This window comes from Paenibacillus aurantiacus (assembly GCF_042431225.1).
Lineage (GTDB): Bacteria > Bacillota > Bacilli > Paenibacillales > Paenibacillaceae > Paenibacillus_Z > Paenibacillus_Z aurantiacus.
Window position 1 is genome coordinate 43,828 of sequence record NZ_JBHMDO010000045.1, and the last position, 11,814, is coordinate 55,641.

Consider the following 11,814-nt stretch of genomic DNA (forward strand, 5'->3'; position numbering starts at 1 on the left):
CGCATGATACGAGATGGCCATTCCTGTGGATAAACCTTATGATTTACGGCAAACTGAAGCCTTGTCCGACGACTTCCGCCGTATCGCTAATAATGACGAATGCATCCGGGTCGGCCGCACGCACAAGCTGCTTCAGCCGCGATACTTCCCCTTGGCTGACGACGATCATGAGCACGGTCCGCTCCGCGTCCGTGTAGCCGCCCCGCGCGCCTAACTTGGTTAGTCCGCGGTCCAGATCATGCAGCACGACTTGCGTGATGTCGTCTGGATGATTGGAGACGACGAACGCGACTTTGGACATGGAGAAGCCCGACTGAATGAAGTCGATCGTCTTGCTGGTGACGAACAGGCCGACGAGCGCATAGAGGGCGTTCTCCGGCTTGATGATCAATCCCGCCGCGATGATGACGAGCCCATCGAAACACGCGACGGCCAGTCCTAGCCGAATGCCCGTAAATTTATGGAGCAGCTGCGCCGCCAAGTCCAAGCCCCCCGTCGACCCCCGGCCGCGGAATACGAGACCAAGCCCCGCGCCTACGCCGATGCCGCCATAGATGGAGGCGAGCATCGCGTTGTCGGTCGGCGCCTCCCAGTGGGAAGTCAGCAGCACGAACAGCGGCAGAATAAACGAGCCGAGCGCCGTCTTGAGCGCGAAACGTCTGCCGAGCAGCCACAGGCCCAACAGGAACAGCGGCACGTTAAGCGCCCATTGCGTATAAGCTGGCGGGATGTCCGCAAGACGCTCCACCAGAATGGAGATGCCGGATACGCCGCCCGAAGCAATGCCAAGCGGCACGAGGAAGATGTTGAAGCTAACGGCGATAATAAACGATCCGACCAGCAGCAGCAGGATGTTCAGCACCGCCCCCAGCGTTGGGTTGACCGGACTACCGCCACGCCGGCGGACGCGTTGTCCGCTCGCAGCCTGCTTCTTCGGCGGGCTTGCAGCCGAATTAGGTACCGAGCGCTTGCCGCGCGGGGCGGCTTGACTCGTTCTATCGGAAGCATTGGCGATCCTATCCACATCCTGGTTAGGCTCGAGGCCGTCGCTCGTCCCCCGTAGCCACGCTTCGGAAGAGGCGCCGGCGTCCTCGTCTCTTCTCTCCTGCAGCATGGACGCTACCAGCGTTCTCGCCTCCCGTTCTCCCTCTGCCGACTGCCAGCCTTGGCCGGACGTGTGCGACTGCTGCTCACCGCTTGCGATGTCCTCCGCATGCCACGGCGAATCCGAATCCGTACCCGCTCCAGCTGCTCTCCAAGAATCAACGCCTTCCAGTTGCCCCACCCCGGCATGGCTGTTGGCCTCGCTCTGCGAAGTTCGCATTGCCCGTTGAGTCAATTCGCGATTATGCCCACCGCTTACGACCGGCGTCATTCCTAGCAGCTCCGCCGCGTATAGCTCGCGGCCATTATTCTCGATCCCCTTGTCTTCCCCTTGCTGCTTCACTGCCGACATCCTTCCCACTCTCCTGGTCTCGCGGCCATCCGACGCACCAAGCTTCCACGTCTTCGCGCATGCTGCCGAATACCCATTATTATGTTCAATTAAAGCGTCAACGCACCCGTATACCGCAAGAAGGAGCCCCCACACTGTAGATACAGTGTAAGAACTCCTTCTTCATCCTATTCATATCGCTGCCTTGCGGCCGTTATTCCGTACGGTCGGTGCGAATCTGGCTGCGCAAGTAGCCATCGATGAACGCATCCAGATCGCCGTCCATGACCGCGCCCACATTGCCCGTCTCCACCGAGGTCCGGTGATCCTTGACCATGCTGTAGGGATGGAATACATAAGAGCGAATTTGACTGCCCCACGCGATGTCGGACTGCTCGCCGCGAATCTCGGCCAGTTGCTTCTGCTGCTCCTCGATCTTCCGTTCGTACAGCTTCGAGCGGAGCATCTTCATCGCCCGGTCGCGGTTGGAAATCTGCGAGCGTTCCATTTGGCAGGCAACGACGATCCCCGTGGGGATATGCGTGATTCGAATCGCGGATTCCGTTTTGTTGACGTGCTGGCCCCCGGCGCCGCTTGCGCGGTACGTGTCGACCTTCAAGTCCTCGGTTCGGATTTCGATTTCGATATCATCCTCGATCTCCGGCATAATATCGCAAGAGACGAACGACGTATGGCGGCGTCCGGACGCGTCGAACGGCGAGATCCGCACAAGACGGTGTACGCCCTTCTCGGCCTTCAGATACCCGTATGCGTTATAACCTTTGACCATGATGGTCACGCTCTTGATACCCGCTTCATCCCCCGGCAAATAATCCACCACTTCCACCTTGAAGCCGCGTTTCTCGGCCCATCTCGTATACATCCGGTACAGCATCTGAGCCCAGTCCTGTGACTCGGTACCGCCCGCACCCGGGTGTAATTCGAGAATCGCATTCAACTTGTCGTACGGCTGGTTGAGCAGCAGCTGCAGCTCGAATTCGTTCGCCTTGCGGACAAGTTCGGCGGTGCCGGAGACGATATCCGATTCGAGGGAGTCGTCCCCCTCTTCTTCTGCCAGCTCCAGCATCGTCTGCAGATCTTCTTGCTCGGTATTCAGCCGCTCGTATTGCTCGACGACCGATTTGACGGCATTGAGCTCGGCGATCGTGCTCTGCGCCTTGTCGTTGTCGTCCCAGAAATCGGGCGCCGTCATCCGTTCTTCATAGTTCGCGATCATCTCTTGCTTAAGATCTAAGTCAAAGAGACCCCCTGAGATCTTGGAGCCGCTTTGCCATATCGCGCAGATTGTGCTTTACGCTTGCGTCGATCATGACTGCTTCACCTCAAAATATGTCTGGCCCGCCTTGGCCGGCGGCAAGCTTACGCTTGCTCGCCGTGGCAGGACTTGTATTTCTTGCCGCTTCCGCATGGACAAGGATCGTTGCGGCCGATCCGGTCGGATTCCTTCAGCTTCACCGGACGCTTCGCGCCGGTCTCGCTGCTTCCGCCGCTGCTGGTCTGGCCTTTCGCCACTTCTTGACGCTGCAGGTTGTTCTCTACATGCGCCTTCATGACGTACTTCGTCACTTCTTCTTGGATGTGCTCGATCATCTCTTTGAACATCTCGAAGCCTTCGAATTGATACTCGCGCAGCGGGTCCGTGCCGCCGTAGGCGCGAAGGTGGATGCCTTGACGGAGCTGATCCATGGCATCGATGTGATCCATCCACTTGCTGTCGACCGCGCGCAGCACGACGACCTTCTCGAATTCGCGCATCGTGTCTTCGCCGATCTCCGCTTCACGCTCTTCGTACAGCTTCATGACCTTATCGAGCAGGAATTCGATGATCTCTTCCTTCTCCTTGCCCCACAGATCGTCCTTCGTGATCATGCCTTCGTTTAGGAACGTGCCCTGCGCGTAATCAATGATCTCCTGGAACTCCCAGTTCTCCGGCACTTCCTCGTCCGGACAGTGAGCTTCGACGATCCGCTCGACGACCGGCTTGATCATCTCGTGCACGTCATTGCGGATGTTCTCCGAGAAGAGCACCTCGCGGCGCTGCTTATAGATGATTTCGCGCTGCTGGTTCATGACATCGTCGTACTGCAGGACGATTTTGCGAAGGTCGAAGTTATTGCCTTCGACGCGCTTCTGCGCGGATTCGATCGCACGCGAGATAAGACGGCTCTCGATCGGCTGGTCTTCCTCGAAGCCCAGACGCTCCATCATGCCTTTGATATTGTCGGAACCGAAACGGCGCATCAGCTCATCTTCGAGCGAGAGGTAGAACTGCGACGAACCCGGGTCGCCTTGTCGGCCCGCGCGGCCGCGCAGCTGGTTATCGATCCGGCGGCTCTCATGACGCTCCGTGCCGATGATGTGCAGACCGCCCAGGTCGTGGACGCCGTCGCCCAAAATGATGTCCGTGCCGCGTCCCGCCATGTTCGTGGCGATCGTGACGGAACCCGGCTGACCTGCGCGGGAGACGATCTCCGCTTCCTCGGCATGGTACTTCGCGTTCAATACTTTATGCTGCACGCCCTTCTTGCGCAGCATTTCGGAGAGATGCTCGGAGTTCTCGATCGAGACGGTACCGACGAGAACCGGCTGGTTCTTCTTATGACGCTCGACGATCGCTTCGACAACCGCCTTGAATTTGCTCTGCTCCGTCTTGTAGACGACGTCCGCGATATCCTGGCGGATGTTCGGGCGATTCGTCGGCACCTGCACGACCTCGAGGCCATAGATCTTCTTGAACTCTTCTTCCTCGGTCTTCGCCGTACCGGTCATGCCGGACAGCTTGCGGTACATCCGGAAGTAGTTCTGGAAGGTGATCGTCGCGAGCGTCATGCTCTCGTTCTGCACCTTAATCTGCTCTTTGGCCTCGATCGCCTGATGAAGACCGTCGCTATATCGGCGGCCCGCCATCAGACGGCCGGTAAATTCGTCGACGATGACGACCTCGTCGTCCTGGACGACGTAATCGACGTCGCGCTTCATGATCGCATGCGCCTTGAGCGCTTGGTTAATATGATGGTTGAGCAGCACGTTCGCATGGTCGAACAGGTTCTCGATGTTGAACGCCTTCTCCGCCTTCTCGACGCCGGCTTCGGTAATCGTAACGCTGCGCAGCTTCACGTCGATCGTGTAATCTTCTTCCGCTACCAAACGGCTCACGAACCGGTCGGCCGCGAAGTACAGCTCGGTCGACTTTGCGGCTTGTCCGGAGATGATGAGCGGCGTACGCGCCTCGTCCACGAGAATCGAATCCACTTCGTCAATGGTTGCATAATACAGCGGACGCTGTACCATTTGTTCCTTATACAGGACCATGTTGTCCCGCAGGTAGTCGAAGCCGTACTCGTTGTTCGTACCGTAGGTGATGTCGCAATTGTACGCATGCTGCTTCTCCTCGTGCGACAGGCCGCTCAAGTTACAGCCGACCGTCAAGCCGAGGAACATATATAGAGGCGCCATCAAGGCGCTGTCGCGTTCGGCCAAGTAATCGTTGACCGTAACGACGTGCACGCCTTTGCCTGCCAGCGCATTCAAATAAACCGGCAGCGTCGCGACGAGCGTCTTGCCTTCACCGGTTTTCATCTCCGCGATTTTGCCTTCGTGCAGCACCATGCCGCCGACCAACTGCACGTCATAATGACGCTTGTTCAGCACGCGCTTGGACGCTTCGCGGCAGACCGCGAACGCTTCCGGCAGAAGATCGTCGAGCGTCTCGCCTTTCTCCAGGCGCGCCTTGAACTCATCGGTCTTCCCGCGGAGCTCGTCGTCCGAAAGCTGGGACACTTGCGGCTCCATTCCATTGATTTGCTCTACAGTGCGCAGCAGACGCTTGACTTCCCGTTCGTTGGCGTCTCCGAAAATTTTCTTCACAAGTCCGAGCATGGTCTTCCCCTTTCGCTGCAAAAGCATGTTTGGGTAAATTGTAACAGTTTGTGACGCGTATCGCAATGTAAGGCAGACGTCTAAAAGGCATTTACGCGCTGCCTTTCGTCCTCGCCATCCCATGGATTACGGATCGCTCAAAAGCGTCGGGCCGCCGGTTGGAAAGACGCCGTGCCCGATATGTAACGAATACGCTCCAGCCGCGATTGAAGTTACGATTAGAACCATGTTCATGAGTTTCCCCATCTGCCCGTATAATATGAAAGGGCAGCGCTCCCGGTAGGAAACGATGCCCTGTTTATTAACTAGCTGATTAGCTCTGTTCAATTAATCCGTATCGTCCGTCGCCACGCTTATAGACCACGTTCACTTCCTTGGTGTCGGCGTTCGCGAAGACGAAAAACGAGTGTCCCACCATGTTCATTTGGAGGATTGCTTCCTCTACATCCATTGGTTTCAGCGTGAACCGCTTAGTACGCACAAGCTCCCAATCCTCTTCTTCCTCATGGACCCGCACCGGCGGCGCATCTTCTCTGAAAAGAGTGCGAATGCCGCTTTCCTGCCTATATTTACGATTCACCTTGGTTTTATATTTGCGGATCTGACGCTCGAGTTTGTCCACTACCACGTCAATCGAAGCATACATGTCGTCGCTCTTCTCCTCGGCCCTGAGCATCGTGCCAGGGAGCGGAATCGCGACTTCGACGGCATGTCTTCCTTTGGTTACGGACATCGTCGTATTCAATTCGGAGGTTTCGGGCGCTTCAAAATACTTTTCCAGGCGGCTGAGCTTCTTCTCGACATATTCGCGCATCGCGTCTGTCACTTGGATGTTTTGACCTCGAACATTGTATTTCATGGGGCACTCCTCCTTTACATGCTCTCATTATATCATAATTGAAGGCGTTTTCCCAAGGTATTTTCTGTTTTTTTAGAATTTTTAGATAATAGTTTGGCCAATCGGTGAACGCTTAGGGGATCTGGAGGAGCTATTGAGGTGAACAAGGCTTAGACGCACGTCGCAAGAATTGGTGTTAGCCATGTGTCAAGCTAGACATGGGTTGGTCATGCGGAGCGCAAAACAAAAAAAGCCCTGGTTACCCAGGGCTGCGGTTGTTTTTGCATTAGTTTGTCAAGCGTGAACCATCTATCGTGGGCTGAAGCCAGCCGATGATTACAGTTTGACTACGTTTGCAGCTTGTGGTCCGCGTGCGCCTTCCACGATGTCGAATTCTACAGCTTGACCTTCTTCAAGCGTTTTGAAGCCTTCGGATTGGATTGCGGAGAAGTGAACAAATACGTCGCCGCCTTGTTCAGTCTCGATGAAGCCGTAGCCCTTCTCAGCGTTGAACCATTTAACTTTTCCTTGCATGCATAAACATTCCCTTCATCTTCAAATGCTGCGAGGTCACACACGTATGTGGCTCACAAATCGACTATACCATCGTTGTCACACAATTGTCAACGATGTTGTGGAAGCGTTTTACTTTCGAGAAAATACGAGCTAATTCGAGCTGTAAAAGAAGAAGAGAGCTATCTTCTTCGATCGAAGAATAAGCTCTCTTCCTGGTGTCCGTTGTAGCTGCCGTATCCGGCATTATCGTAAACGCTGCGGCTCTTCTGCCCTTGCTGGACCTTGTCCAAATGGCCGGCCGCCTCGTCCTTGAGCTGCATCATGCGGGCGATAATCTGCTTGTCGAGTTGGAGGATCGCTTTCGCGTCTTTATGCTCCGAAGGCTGCAGCTCTCGTTGCATGAGTTCGCCGAAGATCTGCTCGCGCTCCGCCATATAGGCGTCGAAATCCTCCATCTCGCATTCCGGCAGCCGGGCGACCAATTCAGCCGACAACCGTTTGAGCCGCTCGATTGGCTGTTCCATTCGCATTCGCCCCCGTCGCATTCGCCGATTTTGCAGCTTGAATCCAAACCTCTTTCCATTCAACCAAATAGCCAAGCACTTCTTCAACCGGAGCCGCGTCTTTCTTAATGTTAGCCTGGATCAGGAGATGATTATAATATTCATACAGCGCAAGCAAGTTGTCTGCAAACGGCGAGTTATGATCAAGTGTAATCGTGAATTCGGAGATGATGTTTTGTGTCTTGATCAGGAAGTTATTCGCATCACTTATACGCTTCTCATTTATGGCATCGATCGCTTGGCGGCAGAAACGAATTGCGCCGTCATAGAGCATGATGAGTAATTGCCCAGGCGTCGCGGTCTGAATCGTCGTCTCCAAATACTTATTACGCTGTAAAGATTGCATCATTCCTCATCCTTTCGTCTAACCTGTTTGTCCTGACAACCAGCTGCCTTGGGCATTCATTTTGTTCATATAAGATTCCATCCGGGAGAACTGTGCGTAGTAACGCTCCTGCAGCGTCTCGATTCGCGTCGTCTCTCGATTGATCAGGTCGCTCAAGCTGTTCATTTCTTTACCGATCGCATAGCTCGCCTGCGAGGCTGTCGCCGCCGTGCCCGCTTTCGCCGTAATCTGATTGAAGAGCGCGCTGGCTTTATCATAAAGCCGCGTCGCGAGTCCGTCGCCAGCCGTGGAATTGCTGTTACCATCGCTTGCGGTAAAGAATTTCACGACTTCATCCGGATTGTTGGCTATAGCATCTTTCAGTTTGGCCTCATTGATATAGATCTTTCCGTTATCTAGATAAGTACCGGATACGACGCCGTTGGTTTGCAGAGTCGAAGAAATGCCGATTTGCGAGAGCATGTTGAACGAGTCTGAAATGCCGCTGATCGTTTCCGAGAACGCCTGGCGGAACGAAGTCATGCCGCTATTGAGCGTCTGATCCCGCGAGAGCATGCCGACCTTGGCTTTCGCTTCCCATTTCTCGACCTCATCGTCTTTCATGGATTCTTTCTGCTCGGCGGTGAGCGGCTGATAGTTGCGGTCATATTTCTCGGATGTCTTCGTGTTGACCGTGCTGATCAAATCATTGTACTTATCGATAAACGATTTGATATTATTGAATATTGCATCCGTATCTTGGTTGACGATAAGCTTCGCCGGCGCTGTCGTCTCCGCCTTAGCCGTGACTGTCATGCCCGCCACGGTAAAGGTATTCGTCTCATACGAACCCTTGACCCCGTTGAAATTGACCTCTGCATTCTGCCCGAATGTCTGGATGCTTGATTGGGAGCTTCTGGCCAACGTATCTACGCCAAGATTGCTCGCAAGCGTGCCGGTGAACGTAACGGAAGGCCCCTTAACGGAATCGTAGTTTGGATCATTGAATGCCAGCTTGCCACTGTTATCCAAGAAAGCCGTTACGCCAGTCGAACCGAAATCGCTGTTGATCTGGTTGATCAGATCATTGACTTTCGTCGTAGCCGTCGCGGTGTAATCATACGTCTTGCCATTAACAGTCATCGTAAGCGTATCGCCTGCATTCCCGACCAGATCGGTGCCAGTCAGCGACTGGCTACCAGAGACCGAATTCAATCCGAGCTTCGCTCCAAGATCCGTTGTTCCGCCCTGCAGCTCCATCGTTATGTTCGAGGAAACGCCGGTTTTCGAGGAAATGAAAAACATCCGGTCCAACGTGCTGTCGTAGGAAACCTTGACACCGGTTTTGGACGATTCCGCGTTAATCTTGGTTACAAGGTCCGATACTTTCGTCGTGGAATCGACAGCGATTGTCGCCTGTGAACCTGGTGACATCGGATCATACTTTCCGACAACAAGCGACTGGCCATCGGTAAACAGCGTCGCGTTCGCACCGCCGAGCTTGCCCGTCGTAAGCGAAGCGCCTTTCGCCAAGCTATTGACTTCGATGCTGTATTGACCCGGCGTCGCGCTGGCTGTCCCGCTTACCGTCACGGCGCTTTCCTGCGAAGAAGTCGCCGTCTTGGTCATATAGGCGGATTGAAGCTTCATATTAAACGCTGTATTTTTAAAATCGAGAATCTTGGCGTTCATGTCGCGGTAATCCGTGCGTTTCCACTCCAAAAGCTGCTGCTTCTGTTTCATCTTGTTTAGCTTCGCGCTATTCGCGCTGACTAATGCTTTGACCATGGACTCCGTATCCATGCCTGACACAAGCCCGCTTAAACGATTCACACCCACCATGTTCCGATGCCTCCCAACTTGCTTGCGTGTTCTAGACTATCTTTTCTCGTCCACGAGAATACCGGCCATCTCCCAAAGCTTAGCAACGAAATCGAGCGTCTTCTCTGGCGGAACCTCACGTATTACTTCGCCCGTTTCTTTGTCCAGCACTTTCACGGCGATCAGCTTCGTCTGCTCATGGATGCTGAATTGGAGTGAAGTCGACTTGCCCTGCATCGCTTTGATCGCACGGTCTACAGCCCGGACAACCTCCTGATCGCTGATCGTGTAATGCTCACCGCGCATCTCCGCCTGTTTCAATTCGGCTACTGTTTGAATTTGCGAGCTCACTTGAGCTTGCGTCGTCGTATCCGGGACCGTAGAGGTTGTTTTCTGCGTCCTTGCAACAGGTTCAATGTGGGTTTGTCGGTCCGGGATACTACCCGAGGATCCGGATATACTCATGCTCATTGGGAACCCATCCTCCATTTATCTTTGTTACTCCATATATCGGTTGTTAACCATGGAACTATTATAGAAGCCAATCGTATATTCATAATTTCTTGCGTTGCTAATTTCTTCTATACACATGGCTACAGCTTGGCCAGACGCTGTGCTGCCAGCTTATACCCATCCTGCAACGATAGTTCGTAGCAGCGCTTAGCCTCCGACACCTTGCCGGACATTTCATAGAACACGCCGAGGTTGTAGGCTGCATAGAAACTGCCCGTCCCTCTGACGCTGTCGCTGACTTCGGTATCCCCGATTCGCAGGCAGTCTTGGTACGCCTGCTCAATCCGCGCGAAGTACTGAATATATTTGTTCGTATCGCTGAAAACCATCTCCGTATAAAGGAGCCCCTGTACAAAGAAGAAGTCCGGATAGGCCGCCAGATAGCCGCTCTGTTCCTCGATAATGCTCAGTCCGCGCTCGAAATTTTTATTGGCTATTATGTTGTATAAAAAATCGACAATTGCCATCGGCAAGTAATTGGCATCGCCCGGCTTCTGGGCATAGAACCGTTCGAAATAGATTTCCGCGCGGTCATGCTTGTTGATCATGCGATACTCTTTGGCCAGCTGGAATAACAGATAGGGATCCGCAGGATTCTCGGCAACAGCCTCACGCAATAGCTGAATATTGCGCTCCGACTTGTTCTGATTCAAATAGCCGTCGTGGTAAATTTTGAAGTGCGTATTCACGCGCGCGAGCTCCGAGACCGGCTGTTCATGAATTTTGCCTTCGTAGAAGGTACCCTTCGGAAGCAGACGCGTAATCCAAACATGCGACTCTTTGATCTCCCCGCCTTGCTTGAAAGCGTCAATCCTCCGAATGCGGCCAACGCATGGCTGGGATTGGATCACCCGCTCCACTTCTTCCCGGGAGGCCTCCACCACATATTCGTCCGCGTCCAGAACGAGATTCCAGTCTCCCGTCGATTGTTGGAGCGCAAAATTACGTGCATCCGAAAAGTTGTGGCTCCAGACGTAATCAAAAACTTTCGCCCCATAACCCAAGGCGATTTCTTTCGTATTATCTGTTGACCCCGTATCGACAATCACCAGCTCATCGACGAGATGGACCACGCTCTTCAAGCAGCGATCAAGATGTTGTGATTCATTCTTCACGATCATGGTCAATGTCAACGATAACTTGTCCATTGTTCCTCCTTGGTTCAGCTCAATATCTGGCTAAGTCGATCTATCATTTAGTAAAAAAGACCCTAGATCTTCATCTAAGGTCTTCCTACTTTAAAAATTAACGGAGCAGCTGCAGAATGCCCTGCGGCTGTTGGTTCGCTTGCGCCAGCATCGCTTGAGCGGCTTGTGCAAGGATGTTGTTCTTCGTTTGGTTCATCATTTCTTTCGCCATGTCCACGTCACGTACGCGGGATTCTGCTGCCGTCAGGTTCTCGGCTGCGTTGTCCACGTTCGCGATGGAGTGCTCCAGACGGTTTTGCAGTGCGCCCAGCTTCGAACGGCCGGAGGAAACTTTCGCGATGTTGTCGTCCAGTGTTTTGATCGCTGTCTCAGCGCCTGCTTGCGTGCTGATGTTCGCACCTGCAAGAGCAGCTTGAATCGTAGTCAGCTTGATACCGTCCGTGCTCAAGTCCAGTTCGATCTTCTGGTCTTTGTTCGCGCCCACGTGGATTTGAACTTTGCCTGCCGTACCTGCGGAGCCGTCAAGCAGCTTCTGCGTGTTGAACTCGGTGTCCGTGTTGATACGGCCGATCTCGGTTGCCAGTGCATCGTACTCGTCTTTCAGGGACGTACGGTCAGCCGTTACGTTCGTGTCGTTCGCCGATTGAACAGCCAGCTCGCGCATACGCTGCGTAATCGCGTGCACTTCGTTCAGTGCGCCCTCTGCCGTTTGGATCAGGGAGATGCCGTCTTGCGCGTTGCGGGAGGATTGCTCC

At 54.0% G+C, this 11,814-nt stretch carries 11 protein-coding genes; all 11 read right to left on the reverse strand.

All coding sequences use genetic code 11. The features are described from left to right. Positions 1–43 precede the first annotated feature (43 nt). Positions 44–1,456, reverse strand: a complete 1,413-nt coding sequence (locus ACFFSY_RS28325) for a YitT family protein (protein WP_377500520.1) — start codon at positions 1,454–1,456, stop codon at positions 44–46. A 193-nt stretch (positions 1,457–1,649) separates the two neighbouring features. After that, a protein-coding gene (prfB, locus tag ACFFSY_RS28330) for a peptide chain release factor 2 (RefSeq protein ID WP_377500522.1) occupies positions 1,650–2,766 on the reverse strand; the annotation gives its coding sequence in 2 pieces (ribosomal slippage) (positions 1,650–2,693 and positions 2,695–2,766; 1,116 coding nt in all). A 49-nt stretch (positions 2,767–2,815) separates the two neighbouring features. Next, complete coding sequence (gene secA / locus ACFFSY_RS28335) at positions 2,816–5,335, reverse strand: preprotein translocase subunit SecA (protein WP_377500524.1); 2,520 nt, start codon at positions 5,333–5,335, stop codon at positions 2,816–2,818. Positions 5,336–5,648: 313 nt separating this feature from the next. Next, positions 5,649–6,194, reverse strand: coding sequence for a ribosome hibernation-promoting factor, HPF/YfiA family (hpf, locus tag ACFFSY_RS28340; RefSeq protein WP_377500527.1), 546 nt, complete (start codon positions 6,192–6,194; stop codon positions 5,649–5,651). Positions 6,195–6,509: 315 nt separating this feature from the next. Continuing rightward, positions 6,510–6,707, reverse strand: coding sequence for a cold shock domain-containing protein (locus ACFFSY_RS28345; protein ID WP_087569424.1), 198 nt, complete (start codon positions 6,705–6,707; stop codon positions 6,510–6,512). Positions 6,708–6,868: 161 nt separating this feature from the next. Next, positions 6,869–7,213 (reverse strand): flagellar protein FliT, encoded by a 345-nt coding sequence (gene fliT, locus ACFFSY_RS28350; RefSeq protein WP_377500529.1) that lies wholly within the window; start codon positions 7,211–7,213, stop codon positions 6,869–6,871. Next, complete coding sequence (fliS, locus tag ACFFSY_RS28355; protein WP_377500531.1) at positions 7,173–7,598, reverse strand: flagellar export chaperone FliS; 426 nt, start codon at positions 7,596–7,598, stop codon at positions 7,173–7,175. Before fliS ends, fliT begins: the two co-directional genes overlap by 41 nt. Before the next feature lie 18 nt (positions 7,599–7,616). Continuing rightward, the gene (gene fliD / locus ACFFSY_RS28360; protein ID WP_377500533.1) at positions 7,617–9,419 is read right to left on the reverse strand and encodes a flagellar filament capping protein FliD; all 1,803 of its coding nucleotides are present in this window, start codon (positions 9,417–9,419) and stop codon (positions 7,617–7,619) included. Between the two features lie 36 nt (positions 9,420–9,455). Then, positions 9,456–9,869 (reverse strand): flagellar protein FlaG, encoded by a 414-nt coding sequence (locus ACFFSY_RS28365; protein WP_377500535.1) that lies wholly within the window; start codon positions 9,867–9,869, stop codon positions 9,456–9,458. 122 nt (positions 9,870–9,991) lie between these two features. Beyond that, entirely contained in the window at positions 9,992–11,059 is a 1,068-nt protein-coding gene (locus ACFFSY_RS28370; RefSeq protein WP_377500537.1) for a tetratricopeptide repeat-containing glycosyltransferase family 2 protein, read from the reverse strand. 97 nt (positions 11,060–11,156) lie between these two features. After that, on the reverse strand, positions 11,157–11,814 hold a 658-nt coding region (locus tag ACFFSY_RS28375; RefSeq protein WP_377500539.1), incomplete at its 5' end, for a flagellin.

What these genes read in the sequence shown, in the direction of transcription:
- ACFFSY_RS28325 (WP_377500520.1), bottom strand. Translation starts at nt 1,456, where the DNA reads ATGTCGGCAGTGAAGCAGCAAGGGGAAGACAAGGGGATCGAGAATAAT.
- secA (WP_377500524.1), bottom strand. Translation starts at nt 5,335, where the DNA reads ATGCTCGGACTTGTGAAGAAAATTTTCGGAGACGCCAACGAACGGGAA.
- hpf (WP_377500527.1), bottom strand. Translation starts at nt 6,194, where the DNA reads ATGAAATACAATGTTCGAGGTCAAAACATCCAAGTGACAGACGCGATG.
- ACFFSY_RS28345 (WP_087569424.1), bottom strand. Translation starts at nt 6,707, where the DNA reads ATGCAAGGAAAAGTTAAATGGTTCAACGCTGAGAAGGGCTACGGCTTC.
- fliT (WP_377500529.1), bottom strand. Translation starts at nt 7,213, where the DNA reads ATGGAACAGCCAATCGAGCGGCTCAAACGGTTGTCGGCTGAATTGGTC.
- fliS (WP_377500531.1), bottom strand. Translation starts at nt 7,598, where the DNA reads ATGCAATCTTTACAGCGTAATAAGTATTTGGAGACGACGATTCAGACC.
- fliD (WP_377500533.1), bottom strand. Translation starts at nt 9,419, where the DNA reads ATGGTGGGTGTGAATCGTTTAAGCGGGCTTGTGTCAGGCATGGATACG.
- ACFFSY_RS28365 (WP_377500535.1), bottom strand. Translation starts at nt 9,869, where the DNA reads ATGAGCATGAGTATATCCGGATCCTCGGGTAGTATCCCGGACCGACAA.
- ACFFSY_RS28370 (WP_377500537.1), bottom strand. Translation starts at nt 11,059, where the DNA reads ATGGACAAGTTATCGTTGACATTGACCATGATCGTGAAGAATGAATCA.